Source organism: Phycicoccus sp. 3266 (assembly GCF_031456495.1).
In the GTDB taxonomy this organism is placed as follows: domain Bacteria; phylum Actinomycetota; class Actinomycetes; order Actinomycetales; family Dermatophilaceae; genus Pedococcus.
On the sequence record NZ_JAVDUW010000003.1, the window covers coordinates 560505 to 574222 of the forward strand.

Genomic DNA, 13718 nt, shown 5'->3' on the forward strand with positions numbered 1-13718 from the left:
CGCACCCTAGGCTGGCGCCGTGCTCGAGCTCATCACCGCGACGCGGTACGTCACCCCCCTGCGGGAGGGTGGCTCGCTGCCCGGGATCGTCGAGGCGGACGACCTCGGCACCTACGTCCTGAAGTTCCGCGGCGCGGGTCAGGGGCTCAAGGTCCTCGTCGCCGAGGTCCTCGTCGGTGAGCTGGCGCGGGCGCTCGGTATGCGGGTGCCGCGCTTGGCCGTCGTGGACCTGCAGGCCCCGATCGCCAAGTACGAGGCCGACGAGGAGGTCCAGGACCTTCTCACGGCGAGCCTCGGGCACAACCTCGGGGTCGACTTCCTCCCCGGCTCCTTCGGCTACGACGGGTCGCGGCCGCCGGCAGCGGACACCGCCGCGGACATCCTGTGGCTCGACGCCCTCACGGCGAACGTCGACCGCACCTGGAGCAACCCGAACCTGCTGGTGTGGCACCGCGAGCCGTGGCTGATCGACCACGGTGCCGCCCTGTACTTCCACCACGGCTGGCCGAGTCGCGGCGCCGACCCCGCCCGCTTCGCCACCCAGGCCTACGACGCCGACCAGCACGTCCTGCGGGACGTCGCGTCCGACGTGGGGGCGGCCCACGAGCGGCTCGCCCCGCAGGTCACCGACGCGCTGCTGCGCGACGTGACGGCGGCCGTCCCCGACGAGTGGCTGGAACCGGCGCCCGGGCTGGACGACGCCCACGCCGTCCGCACGGCATACCGCGAGCACCTGCTCGCCCGCGTGGCGAACCCCGCGGCCTGGCTCCCGGGAGGTGTGGCATGACCCCCGTCGGCTACCAGTACGTCGTCCTGCGCTGCGTCCCCGAGGTCCAGCGCGAGGAGTTCGTCAACGTCGGCGTCGTCGTCTACAGCCAGTCCGCCGACTACCTCGAGGCCGCGTGGCGCCTGGACGAGGACCGCCTCCGGGCCTTCGCTCCGGGCCTCGACCTCGGCGCCGTCGGGGCGTCCCTCGACACCGTGTGCCGGGTCTGCCGCGGCGAGACCGGCGGCGGCCTGCCGTCGCTCGGCGGCCTGGGGCGCCGGTTCGGCTGGCTGAGCGCACCGCGCAGCACCGTCGTGCAGCCCGGCCCCGTCCACGGCGGCCTCACGACCGACCCGGCCGGGACCCTGCAGGCACTGCTGGACCGCCTCGTCGTCTGACCCGGACAGCCGGGCAAACCGAGCACCGGGAGCAAAACCACACGACACGGGACTGGTGGGCAACAAAGCCCCAACTCGGACTATAGGGTCGCGCCATGACCGTCCCCACCACTGCCGCCGGGAAGGGCCGGGGCAGGGGCTCGTGGCTGGCGCTGGCCTACCTGCTGCCCGCCCTGGCCGTCTTCGGCGTCTTCATCTTCTGGCCGCTGGTCAAGTCGGTGCTGCTGTCCGTCCAGGGCACCGACATCCTCGGCAACCCCAGCGGCTTCGTCGGCTTCGTCAACTACTCCAAGCTCTTCTCGGACGAGGACTTCCTCAAGGTCCTGTGGGTGACCTTCGCCTTCACGGTCCTCACCGTCCTGCCGAGCATCGCGATCGCGCTGTTCCTCGGGCTGCTGCTGCAGAGCAGGATCCGTGGCGTCCGCTTCTTCCGCACCGCCTTCGCGCTGCCGTTCGCGTTCTCCGTCGCGACCGCCTCGGTCATCTTCGGCGTCCTCTACAACCCGGCCAGCGGTGTCCTCAACGGGCTGCTGTCGCACGTCGGCGTCGACAAGGTGCACTGGCTCACCGACCCCGACCTCGCGCTCTGGTCGGTGTCCGCTGCCACGGTCTGGATGCAGGTCGGCTACAACCTGCTCGTCATCTCGGCCGGCCTCGGCGCCCTGCCCGACGACGTCATCGAGGCCGCCCGCCTCGACGGTGCCTCGGGGCTGCGGCTGCAGCGCTCGATCATCATGCCGCTGATCACCCCGCAGCTGTTCTTCCTCGTCGTCGTCGGCACGATCCACTCGCTGCAGAGCTTCGGGCAGATCAAGATCCTCACCGTCGGCGGTCCAGAGGGCCGGACCACCACGCTCGTGTACTCGATCTACGAGCAGGCGTTCGCCAACAACAACTCCAACTATGGGTACGCGTCGGCGCAGGCGATGGTGCTGCTCCTCGTCGTGCTGGTCATCACCGCGCTGCAGTTCGGCGTGCTCGAGCGGAAGGTGTTCTACCGATGAGGACCGGCCGCCGGGCCACTGCGTGGCCCACCTACGTCGTCCTGGCGCTGATGATCGTCGTCCTGCTGTTCCCGGTCTACTACGGGCTGGTCGGGTCGGTCATGGGCGAGCGCGACACCAACAGCTTCCCGCCGGCGCTGTGGCCGGTCCACGGACTGCACCCCGACAACTACGGCAAAGCCCTGGACATCATCCCGCTGGGCAGCCAGTACCTCACCAGCGTCCTGCAGACGATCGGGATCACCCTCGGCCAGCTCGTCACGAGCGTGCTCGCCGCGTACGCCTTCGTGTTCCTGCCGCTGCGCCGGCGCGGGTTCTGGTTCGGGGTGTTCCTGTCGACGATGATGATCCCCTTCGAGTCGATCATCATCCCCAACTACCTGCTGATCTCGAGCCTGGGGCTCAAGGACACCGTCGCCGGCCTGACCCTGCCGTTCCTCGCGACCGGCTTCGGGACCTTCCTGATGCGGCAGTCGTTCCTGTCCTTCCCTACCGAGCTGCGCGACGCCGCCCGGGTCGACGGCGCCGGTCACCTGCGCTTCCTGGTCTCGATCCTCACTCCGCTGAGCCGGCCGAGCCTCGCCGCGCTGGGCATCTGGTCGGCCCTGTCGGCCTGGAACATGTACTTCTGGCCCCTGCTGGCGACGGAGGACCCGCGTCACCAGACCATCCAGATCGGCATCAGCCAGCTGCAGTCGTCCGACAGCGACAGCCCCGGCATGGTGCTCGCGGGTGTGATGCTCGCCCTCTTCCCGACCCTGCTGCTCGTCATCTTCGGGCAGCGGTTCATCGTCCGCGGGCTCACCGCGGGTGCAGTCAAGTAGTGCGCCGCCACGTGGCGCACGGTCACGCAGACAACAAGGAGTGGTCGACGTGTTGAGAAGCAAGACAGCCACGACGCGACCCAGGGGGCTCCGGTATGCCGTGCCCGCTGGCGTGCTCGCGACGTCCCTGGTCCTTGCCGCCTGTGGCGGGGGCAACGGTTCCTCCTCCGACGGCGCCGGCGCCCCGAAGGCGGACGTCCTCAAGGCCGCCAAGGGCGTCACGACCGTGTCGTTCTGGCACGCGATGGACGGCAAGAACGCCGAGGTCCTCACCCAGCTGGTCAAGGAGTTCAACGACCAGAACAAGGGCAAGATCGAGGTGAAGGCGACCTACGCGGGCAAGTACGACGACGCGATCACCAAGTACAAGGCCGCGATCCAGAGCAAGTCCACGCCCGACGTCATCCAGATCTACGACATCGGCACGCAGTTCATGATCGACGCCAAGCAGACGGTGCCGATGCAGTCGTTCATCGACCGCGACAAGCTCGACGTCTCCGACCTGCAGCCGAACATCACCGGCTACTACTCGGTCGACAAGAAGCTGAACTCGATGCCGTTCAACACGTCGATGCCGCTGCTGTACATCAACAAGTCGCTCTTCACGAAGGCCGGCCTCGACCCGAACAAGCCGCCGACGAACCTCGACGAGATCCGCGCAGCCGCGGAGAAGCTGTCGAAGAAGAACGGCGGCCCGGCCGACTACGGCTTCGGCGCCGCGATCTACGGGTGGCTGCTCGAGCAGTTCATGGCCACCAGCGGCCAGGAGTACTGCAACAACGGCAACGGCCGCACCGGCCGGGCAACCAGCGTCAACCTCGCCTCCGACACCGACCTCGCGGTCGTGTCGTGGTGGCAGAAGATGGTCAAGGACGGCCTGGCCGCCAACACGGGCCGCGACACCAAGGCCGCCCAGGCGGCGTTCAAGTCGGGCCAGGTCGCGATGAACCTCGAGTCCACGGGCCAGCTCGGCGGGTACAGCCAGGCCGCCAAGGCCGGCGGCTGGGAGCTCGGCGCGACCAACTACCCGCACGTCAAGGCCGGCGAGACCGGTGGGCCGATCATCGGCGGCGCCTCGCTGTGGATCAACGGCGTCAACCACAAGGACGCCAACAAGGAGGCCGCCTGGCAGTTCGTGAAGTTCCTGAGCAGCCCCAAGAGCCAGGCGACCTGGCACACGGGCACCGGGTACTTCCCGAACTCCAAGGGCGCGCTGAACCAGCCGGTCGACGTCGAGTACCGCAAGGCGAACCCGCTGTTCGACGTCGCGGTGCAGCAGCTCGACTCCACCAAGCTGACCACTGCGACCCAGGGTTGCCTGCTCGGCGTCATGCCGCAGGCGCGCAAGGCCTCCGAGGACGGCCTGGAGTCCGCCCTCAACGGCGCCGACCCCAAGGCGGCCATGACCAAGGCCGCCGACGCGGTCGCGGCGCAGGCCAAGACGTACAACGACTCCACGAAGTGACCGGCGCCTGACCGGTCGTCCCCACGGGTGACCGGTCAGGAACCGTCCCGCTGCGGCGGGCGCAGGGCCCACGCGGCCACGGCTCCCGCCGCAGCCACGTTCAGGGAGTCCACTCCCCCGGCCATCGGGATGGTCACGGTGAGGTCGGCCGCGGCGAGCGTGTGGTGCGACAGGCCGTCACCCTCGGTGCCCAGCACCAGGGCGAGGCGCTCGGGCGGGTCCGCCGCCAGCTCGTCGAGCGAGACTGCGTCGTCCGCGAGGGCGAGCGTCGCGACGGTGAAGCCGTGCCGCTGCAGGTCGGCGATGCCGGCCGGCCACGGCTCGATCCGCGTCCACGGCACCTGGAAGACCGTCCCCATGGAGACGCGGATCGACCTGCGGTACAGCGGGTCCGCGCACCGCGGCGTGACGAGGACCGCGTCGACGCCCAGCGCCGCGGCCGAGCGGAACACGGCACCGACGTTGGTGTGGTCGACGACGTCCTCGAGGACGAGCACACGTCGCGCGCCCTGCAGCAGGGACGCCGGCGTGGGGAGCTCCGGCCGCTGCATGGCCGCGAGGGCACCCCGGTGCAGGTGGAACCCGGTGAGCTGCTCGATGACGTCGTGCTCCCCCACGAAGACCGGCACCCCGTCGGCCTCGGCCCGCTCGACGACGTCGGCGAGGTCCGTGAGCCACCGCCTCGCCATGAGGAAGCTGCGCGGGCGGTGCCCCACGGCGAGTGCCCGCCGGATGACCTTCTCGGACTCCGCGATGTACAGGCCCCGCTCCGGCTCGGTGCGTCGCCGCAGGGCCACGTCGGTCAGGGCGACGTAGTCGGCGAGCCGCTCGTCGTCGGCACGGAGGATCTCGGTCGGCACGCAGGCAGGCTAGGACACCAGCGCGCGGACGATGACACTGGCGCCCGCCACCAGGCAGAAGACGAGGACGATGCGGCGCAGCCGGTCGCGGTCCAGGCGGGCGCGGGCCGGCGCTGCCGCGGCATACCCGAGGCCCAGGAACGGCAGCCAGACGAGCCCGGACACGAGCTGGTGCCACGTGAACTCGCCCGCGACGAGGAGGCCACCGATGGCCATCCCGGTCCCCACGAGGAAGAACGCCGCGAGGGTGGAGCGCAGCCGCTCCGGCCGCTCGTGCTGCAGGACGAGCGCGAGGAACGGGCCGCCGATCGAGGCCGCCGTCCCGGACACGCCCGCCACGGCGCCGGCCATCGCCGCGTTGGGGCGGGTCGCGCGCACGTCGAGCCGCGACACGGACGCCGCGACCGTGACGAGGATCAGCACGCCCACCACCACGGAGATCGCCCGGACAGAGAGGGTGGCCACGAGCAGCACACCGAGCGGCGTCAGCAGCAGCCGCGCGCCAAGCGCCCAGCCCAAGGGGCGCCAGGCGATGTCACGCACGCCGTGGGACAGCTGGACCACCGGCAGGGCGAAGCTGGTTACGAGCAGGCTCCCCGGCATCAGCTCGGGGGCGACCAGCACGACGAAGGGTGCCGCGACCACGGCCATCCCGAACCCGATTGAGGACTGCACGAACGCGCCCGCGAAGAGGGCGAGGCCGAGGAGCAGCACGGGAAGCCAGTCCATCAGGCGCCCCGCCCGAACGTCGGCCTCACCGCGCGCCCATCAGCTGAACCAGACGATCTTGACGATCCCGACGACGCCGACCAGGACGATGAACGACCGCAGGACGAGGGGCGGGAGCCGTCGCCCGACACGCGCGCCGATGATGCCACCGATGAACGCGCCGACACCCACGAGCAGGGCGGCGAGCCAGCTGATCCGGTCCCACGCCACGAGCATGAAGGTGATCGCCGCGACGGCGTTGACGATCGTCGCGAGGACGTTCTTGTAGCCGTTGAGGCGCTGGATCGGCTCGGTCGACAGGGCGCTCATGATGCCCATGAGGATGACGCCCTGGGCGGCGCCGAAGTAGCCACCGTAGACGCCCGCGACGAACGTGCCGCCCACGAGCGCCGCTCCGTGCCAGGACGCCGGCGGGACACCGGCCTCGTGCCGGGCCAGCGCGCGGGCCTGCAGCCGGGGGCCGAGGACCACGAGCACGAGGCCGAGCAGGATGAGCACCGGCACGATGGCCTGGAACGCCTTGGCCGGCAGGACGAGCAGGAGCACCGCGCCGACCACGCCGCCGATGAACGAGGCGGGGGCCAGTCGGCGCAACGTCCCGCCGGCACCGCGCAGCTCGTGGCGGTAGCCGTGGACGCCGGTGACGCCACCCGCGACAAGTCCGACCGTGTTGGAGACGTTGGCGACCACGGGCGGGTAGCCGAAGAACAGCAGGGTCGGGAAGGTCACCAGCGTGCCGGACCCGACGACCGTGTTGATGGTGCCGGCAGCCATGCCCGCGAGGAGGATGCCGAGGGCTTCGAAGGCGGACACCGCGCCACCCTAGCCACCAGGGGGACGAACCGGACACGGTGTCCCCCATGTGGCCACCCGCACAGCGGTGTGCCGCCCGCCCGACACGAGGTCGAGGGGCGGCACACGGCACACGGACCGGGTCGGGCAGGCGCCTCAGGCGCGCGGCGGCTCCGTGCCCTCCACCGGGGGCGGGCCCGGGGGCACGGGCGGCGCCGCGGGGAGGTCCGCGGCGGGCGCCGGGTCCAGTGCGGAGTCAGGAGCGGCACCGGGAGCGGCGCCGGGCTCACGCTCGGGCACGGCGTCCGCCGGTCGCCCGATCGGCGGCTGCACTCGCTGGACGGGCGCGGCGTGCTCGGTCGCCTCCTGGCTGGCCTTCCCGGCGAGGCCGCGCGCCTCGGCGAGGGCCTGCATGGGGTCCTCAAGCACGGTCTCGTCGAACGCGTCCTGGAGCTGGCCTGGATCCACCCACTCGTCCTCGCCGCCGCCGTCCGGGCCGTTGCCCTTGTCGGGGGCGCCGAGCGCGCCGCCGATGCCGCGCAGGGCGTCGGTGAGCTCGCTGGGGATGATCCACATCTTGTTGGAGTCGCCGCGGGCGATCTGCGGCAGCACCTGGAGGTACTGGTAGGCGAGCAGCTTCTGCGTCGGCTTGCCGCGGTGGATCGCGTCGAAGACCTGCTGGATCGCGCGGGCCTGACCCTGTGCCTCGAGGATCCGGGCCTGGGCCGAGCCCTCGGCTCTCAGGATCTGGCTCTGCTTCTCGCCCTCGGCGGTGAGGATCGCGGACTGCTTGGTGCCCTCGGCATACAGGATCTGCGCGCGCCGCTCCCGCTCGGCCTTCATCTGCTTCTCCATCGACTCCTGGACCGACATGGGCGGGTCGATCGCCTTGAGCTCGACGCGGTTGACGCGGATGCCCCACTTGCCGGTCGCCTCGTCGAGGACGCCGCGCAGCTGGGCGTTGATCTGGTCACGGCTGGTCAGCGTCTGCTCGAGGTCGAGCGAGCCGATGACGTTGCGGAGCGTGGTGACGGTGAGCTGCTCGATGCCCTGGATGAAGTTGGCGATCTCGTAGACGGCGGACTTGGCGTCGATGACCGAGTAGTAGATGACCGTGTCGATGTTGACGACGAGGTTGTCGCTCGTGATCACCGGCTGTGGTGGGAACGACACGACCTGCTCACGGAGGTCGACGTTGGCCCGCACCTTGTCGACGAACGGCACGAGGAAGTGGATGCCACCCTCGAGGGTGCGCGAGTAGCGCCCCAGCCGTTCGATGATCAGGGCCGTCTGCTGCGGCACGATCCGGACCGTCCTGATGATGACGATCGCCGCGAAGACGATCAGCAGCACCAGGACGATGAAGCCTGCACTGAAGTCCATCGGTCACTCCCCTGTCTTGTCCGACACGTGCTGGTCGGACACCCGGTCCACGAAGGCGGTCGCCCCCTGGATCGACACCACGCGCACCTGTTCACCCGGTGCGATCCGGTCGGCCGCGTCCGCGACCCTGGCGGACCACGTCTCGCCGCCGAGCTTCACGCGCCCCTCGGTGTCGGTCACCGTCTGGAGCACGAATGCCGTGCGGCCGACGAGGCCGCGCGCCCCGATGGTGTCGGCCGCGTAGTTCTCGTTGAACTTGCGCTTGAGGAACGGCCGCACGACGACCAGCAGCACGACGGCGACGATGATGCCGACGACGATCTGAAGGGCGAAGCCTGCACCCATCGCAGCGGCGACCGCCGAGGCGAGCGCCCCGGCGGCCAGCATCACGAAGACGAAGTCCACGGTCGCGGCCTCGATGGCCCCCAGCACCAGCGCCACGCCCAGCCACGCGAGCCACGGGCTGTCACCGATCCAGTTCATCCGTCCCCTCCTGACGACCCAGTGCGCTCAGCGTGCGCGCACGCGGAAACCGGCACCTGCAACCGGTTCCCAAACCCTAGGACGCTCCGGCCGCTCCGGTCGTTCCCGCGCCGGTGCGCAGCCGCGCGGCAAACCGCTCCCCGCGCTTCTCCAGCTCCAGCGGCATGCCGAACGTCTCCGACAGGTTCTCCGCGGTCAGGGTGATCTCGACCGGTCCCTGGGCGACGATCCGGCCCTCGCGCAGCAGGAGCACGTCGGTGAAGTTCGGCGGGATCTCCTCGACGTGGTGGGTCACCAGGACGAGGGCCGGCGCCTCGAGGTCGGCGGCCAGCTCACCCAGCCGCCGGACGAGGTCCTCGCGGCCTCCGAGGTCGAGTCCGGCAGCCGGCTCGTCGAGGAGCATGAGCTCGGGGTCGGTCATCAGTGCGCGGGCGATCTGCACGCGCTTGCGCTCGCCCTCCGACAGGGTGCCGAAGGTGCGGTCGGCGAGGTGCTCGGCCCCCAGCGCGCCCAGCAGCTCGGAGGCCCGGACGTGGTCGAGGGTGTCGTAGTCCTCGCGCCAGCGGCCGACGACACCGTACGAGGCGGTGACGACGACGTTGTGGACCGCCTCATGGGCGGGGATCCGCTCGGCCAGCGCGGCCGACGCGAGGCCGATCCGGGGCCGGAGCTCGAAGACGTCGACGGCACCGAGGACCTCGCCGAGGACGCCGGCGACGCCGCTGGTCGGGTGCATCCGGCCGGCGGCGAGCTGCAGGAGCGTCGTCTTGCCTGCGCCGTTGGGGCCGAGCACCACCCAGCGCTGGCCCTCCTCGACCTCCCAGGTGATGTCGTCGAGCAGCACGGTCGAACCACGGACGACGCTGACGCCGGCGAACTCCAGGACGTCACTCATGGCTCGCGACCCTATCGGCTTAGCATGGCTGGATGCCCGAGCTACCCGCTTCCGTGCGCCTCGCGTTGTGGACGACGCACGTGTCGTCGACCGGCGGCCGGCTCGAGGACGCGATGCGCCTGGCCACCCCGGACGTCGACCACGTCGCCGGTGACCTCGACCGGCTCTCGCTCTGGCGCGACCTCGGGGAGCAGGCGCTGCTCGTGGCGCTGCCCGCCGCGGGCGACCTGACGGGCGTGCCGAAGGCGCCGGCGGAGGCGCAGGGGGCGGCAGCGGCCGCCGGTGAGTGCGTCTTCGTGCCGGGCATCGGCGGGATGCTGGTCCCGACGGTGTCGACCTACGGCGCGGACACGACGGCCGCCGCGGGTGGTGCCCAGGGCCGTGCCCGCGACGGGCTGGACACGGGGACCAGGGTCGACTGGACGGCATACGACAGTGCGCCGGTGCCACGGCACCGGGTCGAGGCGCTCGACACCTCCCAGCTCGAGCGCCACCTGCGCGAGGAGCTGCTCACCGCCACCGAGGCGTTCGACGCGGTGGGCGGCCAGCCGTTCGCCGGCTCCGCCGCCCGTGACCTCGCCGACGCCGCGCTGGGCGGGGCCTGGGGGCTGCCGTCCGGTATGCCGGGACGCGCGGCACGGGTCATCGCGCTCGCGGGGACGGTGGGCCAGATCGTCGACGTGGCGCTTGCTGCGGGTGACGGCGCGCTGACGGCCACGGATGCCGGGCGGCGCCATGCCCTGCTGCTGCGGCTGCAGCGCAGCGCCGACCGGACGCTCGCCGACGCCACCAACGCGGCCTGTGCGGTGATCGCCGGCTGGCGCCCGGCCTGACCTACCGGAGGAGCTCGTACTCGAGCAGGACGGGGTGTGGCGGGTACTGGGTGCGTGACGAGCGTCCGGTGGGCGCCCAGCCGTTCTTCTCCCAGAACCGGCGGGCCCTCGGGTTCCGCTCGAAGACGGTGAGCCAGATGCGGTCGGTGCCCGGCGGGTAGGTGTCGACCAGCGCCTCGAGCAGGTCGCCGGCCAGTCCCGTTCCCCATGTGTCGATCGCGGTCCCGAAGTGGAGGAGCTCGTCGCGTCGGCGGGCGGCGAAGCCCGTGACGCGGCCGGCGCTGCCGGAGCTGCCGGAGCTGACGTAGGCGGCGACGTCCGGGTCGGCGAGCTCTGCCTGCCACCGCTCCCGGATCTCCGCGTGCGGGAAGGGGTGCGTCGCCTGCGGGAAGACGTCGGCCAGGGCGGCCACCGAGGCCTCGGCCTGCACCGTGACGAGCTCGTCGAGATCGGCGTCGGTGGCCGGGCGGAAGTGCATGCGCCGATTGTGCACCCGGGTCCCCGACCGCTGCCCGGCGACGGTGTTGGAGGAACGGCTCCGCCGCGAATTCCATTGGGCGGCAATCACATTCGCGGTGGAGAACCTTCCCAGGGCGTTCGAACAGGTGTACGATGGGGATATGTCACCCACCCCGCTCGCACTGGTCCGGGACGCCCGGCAGCGTGAGCTGTGGGCGCGCACGGCGCAGGTGGCCGGGAGGCTCAACCGGGCGCAGTCGGAGCTCGTCGAGGTCGCCCGAGAGCTCATCGACGACCGGCACTGGGGTGACGGTGGGTTCCGGTCGCCGGAGCACTACCTCGTGGTGCGGGCCGGCCTCTCTCCCGAACACGCGGCCGATGTGGTGCGCGTCGCGCGTCGCAGCGAGGAGCTCCCAGCAGCAGTGCAGGCGCTGGGTGCCGGTGAGCTCTCGCTCGACCAGGTCGCCGTCGTGGCCAGGCGCGTACCGTCCACGCACCAGGAGCAGATGACCCGCCTGGCGCGGCACGCCACCGTGCCGCAGCTGCGCCGGATGGCTGCGCCGCACGCCTTCGACCAGCCCGGCGGGATGCCGGCCGAGGCCCAGGACCCGCCGGCCGACAGTCGGCTCAGCATGGTCCGTGACTCGTTGGCCGGGCAGTCGGCACCGGAGCGCCGAGCGTGCGCCAGGCCAGAGCTCGCCATGCACTACGACGCCGACGGCCGGTTCCACCTGCGGTACTCGGCCCCCGCCACGGTCGGTGCGCTCGTCGAGCAGGCCATCAAGGAGGCCAAGGACGCGCTCTTCACCCGGACCCGCGACGCGGCGGCCCTGGACGAGCCGGCGGACGCGGTCGGCACCTCCGTCCAGCGTGGCCGTGTCCGGCCGACCGACGACCGTCGTGCCGGACACCCGACGTATGCCGATGCGCTGGAGGAGCTGGCCAACCGGTCCCTGGCATCGATCGCCTCCACCAGCCGCGCGTCGCACTACCGCGTCTACCTGCACCTCTCGACCGACGGCGCTTGGGCCTCGGGCGGCCACGCCATCCCGCTGCGGCTGCTGGGGCGGTTCGTCAGCGACGGGATCGTCCAGCCCGTGTGGGAGACCGAGGGCCGGCCGGTCTCCGTGGGCCGCGGCATGCGCATCCTGCCCGAGCGGACGCGCCGGCTGGTCGAGGACCGTGACCGCGGCTGCCGGTTCCCCGGGTGCGGGGCCACCCGGTTCGTCGAGATCCACCACGTCCGGGCCTGGGCCGACGGCGGCGCCACCGACGAGGGCAACCAGGTCAGCCTGTGCCCGCACCACCACGACGCGCTCGACCGGGGCGACTTCAGCCTGACCGGCGACCCGACGCGACCGGACGGGCTCGTCGCCACCAACCGGTACGGCATACGCATCCGGCCACCGCGGCCCGTCGACACCAGACCGCCACCGGGCGGCGACCCACCGGTCCCTCGTGATGCCTACCGGCCCCCGACCGGCGAGGCGGTGCGCTGGCAGGACCTCGAGCTCCTCCCGGACAGCCAGCTCGCACCCGAACGATCGCGTGCACCGGTGCAACCTCGTGCGGTCGGGACCACACCAACTCACTGAGTCATCCGCCGGGCCGCAAAGACTCCCCGAGTGCAACCCACGTGTGGCAGGGTGCGGGCGATGAGCGGTGCATGGGGGGAGACCTGGAGCTTCGAGCTGCACGTGCACTACGGGTTCGTGGACCTGCAGTCGGGCGGGCAGGCCCCCGCGGACCTGGTCACGGCGCGTGGCGGTCAGGCGAACGGGCTGTGCGGCGCGCGCTACCCCGGCACGCTCGCCATGGTGACGGGGCTGCACACAGGTACCGTCCCGTTCACGGTCGCCGTCGGCGCGCAGCCACCGCCCCTGGCGGAGGACTGGGAGGACGTTGTCGAGGTCTCCTTCGAGGCCCTGGGTCCTGACTGCCTGCTGACGACGTTCGACGACGCCCACCGCATCGCCCTGCCCGAGGCGACGACGTACCGGGCGAGGTACAGCGCGTCGGCCATGGACGCCGCGCGCGAGCAGGACACCCGGATGCAGGACGAGCCGGTCATCGACCGGTACCTGCTCGAGCTGTGGCCCGCGCCGGCCGCCCCGGACGCGGTGGTGCGGGAGACGAGTTCGGTGGCGTCGTACTGGCACAGGATCGCGCGCACGTCGGCACCCCCTCCTCCGCAACCGACGCCCGAGGAGCTGGCGGCCGCTGCCGCACGCGAGCAGGCGGAGAGGGATGCGCGGCTCGCCGAGCACCAGCGGCAGCAGGAGCTGGTGCGCTGGGTCGGCTCGCCTCCGGACGAGGCCCTCCGGGCGGGTGGCGAGGGCGCCGCGGCCCTGGCGCGGGTGGACCGGGCTCTCGCAGAGCGCGTCGCCAGCTTGGACCGTTCCGCACAGCGCCGTACCGCCGTCTGGGCTGCTCGGTCAGCCTGCGACCTGGCCGGGCCGGGCCCGCTGGACTGGTCGGCGGCCCTCGAGGCACTCGACGACGACCACGCGCTGCCACCGCCGTTCGACGAACCAGCGCAGGCGTGGGCCCGGTTGTACCCGCCGCACCGAACGACAACCGTCGCGACCGTCGTGATGAGCGAGGCCGCCACGAGCACCCGCCGACCCGCCGTCGCGGCCCCGGCAGCCGCTCTGGCCGCCCTGCTGGCGGCCGGAAACCAGGACTCCGCGGTCGCCGTGTTCGGCGCCCTCAGCCAGGCTGCGTCAGCCCTCGACGACCCGGACACCCTCTACTCGGCCCTGCGAGAACGTCTCCATCGCGCCTGATCCCGCTGCGGTCAGCGACAACCGACGCGACCGCGGTGCGT

General features: G+C 71.8%; 15 protein-coding genes. 8 read left to right on the top strand and 7 right to left on the bottom strand.

The window, feature by feature from the left end:
- Positions 1 to 19: 19 nt before the first annotated feature.
- The 5 genes from J2X64_RS17100 to J2X64_RS17120 all read left to right on the top strand — a co-directional run bounded on the left by J2X64_RS17100 (position 20) and on the right by J2X64_RS17120 (position 4457).
- A complete protein-coding gene (locus J2X64_RS17100; RefSeq protein ID WP_310157065.1) occupies positions 20 to 787 on the top strand; it encodes a HipA family kinase in 768 nt (255 codons plus the stop codon).
- The gene (locus J2X64_RS17105; RefSeq protein ID WP_310157067.1) at positions 784 to 1164 is read left to right on the top strand and encodes a DUF3037 domain-containing protein; all 381 of its coding nucleotides are present in this window, start codon (positions 784 to 786) and stop codon (positions 1162 to 1164) included. Before J2X64_RS17100 ends, J2X64_RS17105 begins: the two co-directional genes overlap by 4 nt.
- 95 nt (positions 1165 to 1259) lie before the next feature.
- Entirely contained in the window at positions 1260 to 2168 is a 909-nt protein-coding gene (locus tag J2X64_RS17110; protein ID WP_310157069.1) for a sugar ABC transporter permease, read from the top strand.
- Positions 2165 to 2992 carry a carbohydrate ABC transporter permease gene (locus J2X64_RS17115; protein ID WP_310157070.1) on the top strand — a complete coding sequence of 276 codons (828 nt, stop codon included), beginning with the start codon at positions 2165 to 2167 and terminating at the stop codon, positions 2990 to 2992. The genes J2X64_RS17110 and J2X64_RS17115 overlap by 4 nt, the downstream gene beginning before the upstream one ends.
- Before the next feature lie 49 nt (positions 2993 to 3041).
- Positions 3042 to 4457, top strand: a complete 1416-nt coding sequence (locus tag J2X64_RS17120; protein ID WP_310157072.1) for an ABC transporter substrate-binding protein — start codon at positions 3042 to 3044, stop codon at positions 4455 to 4457.
- A 35-nt stretch (positions 4458 to 4492) separates the two neighbouring features.
- On the opposite strand, the gene J2X64_RS17125 is transcribed toward J2X64_RS17120, so the two are convergent.
- The 6 genes from J2X64_RS17125 to J2X64_RS17150 form a co-directional block, all read right to left on the bottom strand.
- Positions 4493 to 5317 (bottom strand): RNA methyltransferase, encoded by an 825-nt coding sequence (locus J2X64_RS17125; protein WP_310157073.1) that lies wholly within the window; start codon positions 5315 to 5317, stop codon positions 4493 to 4495.
- 9 nt (positions 5318 to 5326) lie between these two features.
- A complete protein-coding gene (locus tag J2X64_RS17130) occupies positions 5327 to 6046 on the bottom strand; it encodes a TSUP family transporter (RefSeq protein ID WP_310157075.1) in 720 nt (239 codons plus the stop codon).
- A 39-nt stretch (positions 6047 to 6085) separates the two neighbouring features.
- Positions 6086 to 6859, bottom strand: a complete 774-nt coding sequence (locus J2X64_RS17135) for a sulfite exporter TauE/SafE family protein (protein ID WP_310157077.1) — start codon at positions 6857 to 6859, stop codon at positions 6086 to 6088.
- 135 nt (positions 6860 to 6994) lie between these two features.
- The gene (locus J2X64_RS17140; RefSeq protein WP_310157079.1) at positions 6995 to 8221 is read right to left on the bottom strand and encodes an SPFH domain-containing protein; all 1227 of its coding nucleotides are present in this window, start codon (positions 8219 to 8221) and stop codon (positions 6995 to 6997) included.
- Positions 8222 to 8224: 3 nt separating this feature from the next.
- Positions 8225 to 8704 (bottom strand): NfeD family protein, encoded by a 480-nt coding sequence (locus tag J2X64_RS17145; protein ID WP_310157081.1) that lies wholly within the window; start codon positions 8702 to 8704, stop codon positions 8225 to 8227.
- Positions 8705 to 8780: 76 nt separating this feature from the next.
- Positions 8781 to 9599 carry an ABC transporter ATP-binding protein gene (locus tag J2X64_RS17150; RefSeq protein WP_310157082.1) on the bottom strand — a complete coding sequence of 273 codons (819 nt, stop codon included), beginning with the start codon at positions 9597 to 9599 and terminating at the stop codon, positions 8781 to 8783.
- 32 nt (positions 9600 to 9631) lie between these two features.
- Here J2X64_RS17150 and J2X64_RS17155 point away from each other — a divergent pair, with 32 nt between their 5' ends.
- Positions 9632 to 10432: a hypothetical protein gene (locus J2X64_RS17155; RefSeq protein WP_310157084.1), complete on the top strand. Its 801-nt coding sequence runs from the start codon at positions 9632 to 9634 to the stop codon at positions 10430 to 10432.
- 1 nt (position 10433) lies between these two features.
- Here J2X64_RS17155 and J2X64_RS17160 read toward each other — a convergent pair whose 3' ends face one another.
- On the bottom strand, positions 10434 to 10910 hold the full coding sequence (locus J2X64_RS17160; protein WP_310157086.1) for a GNAT family protein: 477 nt from the start codon (positions 10908 to 10910) through the stop codon (positions 10434 to 10436).
- Between the two features lie 142 nt (positions 10911 to 11052).
- Between J2X64_RS17160 and J2X64_RS17165 the strand changes: the two genes are divergently transcribed.
- Positions 11053 to 12486, top strand: a complete 1434-nt coding sequence (locus J2X64_RS17165; protein ID WP_310157088.1) for an HNH endonuclease — start codon at positions 11053 to 11055, stop codon at positions 12484 to 12486.
- Positions 12487 to 12546: 60 nt separating this feature from the next.
- Complete coding sequence (locus J2X64_RS17170) at positions 12547 to 13677, top strand: hypothetical protein (protein WP_310157090.1); 1131 nt, start codon at positions 12547 to 12549, stop codon at positions 13675 to 13677.
- The last annotated feature ends 41 nt before the right edge of the window (positions 13678 to 13718 follow it).

Excerpts from the sequence above, each read along its gene's own strand:
- J2X64_RS17105 (WP_310157067.1), top strand. The coding sequence starts at position 784 with ATGACCCCCGTCGGCTACCAGTACGTCGTCCTGCGCTGCGTCCCCGAG.
- J2X64_RS17110 (WP_310157069.1), top strand. The coding sequence starts at position 1,260 with ATGACCGTCCCCACCACTGCCGCCGGGAAGGGCCGGGGCAGGGGCTCG.
- J2X64_RS17115 (WP_310157070.1), top strand. The coding sequence starts at position 2,165 with ATGAGGACCGGCCGCCGGGCCACTGCGTGGCCCACCTACGTCGTCCTG.
- J2X64_RS17130 (WP_310157075.1), bottom strand. The coding sequence starts at position 6,046 with ATGGACTGGCTTCCCGTGCTGCTCCTCGGCCTCGCCCTCTTCGCGGGC.
- J2X64_RS17140 (WP_310157079.1), bottom strand. The coding sequence starts at position 8,221 with ATGGACTTCAGTGCAGGCTTCATCGTCCTGGTGCTGCTGATCGTCTTC.
- J2X64_RS17145 (WP_310157081.1), bottom strand. The coding sequence starts at position 8,704 with ATGAACTGGATCGGTGACAGCCCGTGGCTCGCGTGGCTGGGCGTGGCG.
- J2X64_RS17150 (WP_310157082.1), bottom strand. The coding sequence starts at position 9,599 with ATGAGTGACGTCCTGGAGTTCGCCGGCGTCAGCGTCGTCCGTGGTTCG.
- J2X64_RS17155 (WP_310157084.1), top strand. The coding sequence starts at position 9,632 with ATGCCCGAGCTACCCGCTTCCGTGCGCCTCGCGTTGTGGACGACGCAC.
- J2X64_RS17160 (WP_310157086.1), bottom strand. The coding sequence starts at position 10,910 with ATGCACTTCCGCCCGGCCACCGACGCCGATCTCGACGAGCTCGTCACG.
- J2X64_RS17165 (WP_310157088.1), top strand. The coding sequence starts at position 11,053 with ATGTCACCCACCCCGCTCGCACTGGTCCGGGACGCCCGGCAGCGTGAG.
- J2X64_RS17170 (WP_310157090.1), top strand. The coding sequence starts at position 12,547 with ATGAGCGGTGCATGGGGGGAGACCTGGAGCTTCGAGCTGCACGTGCAC.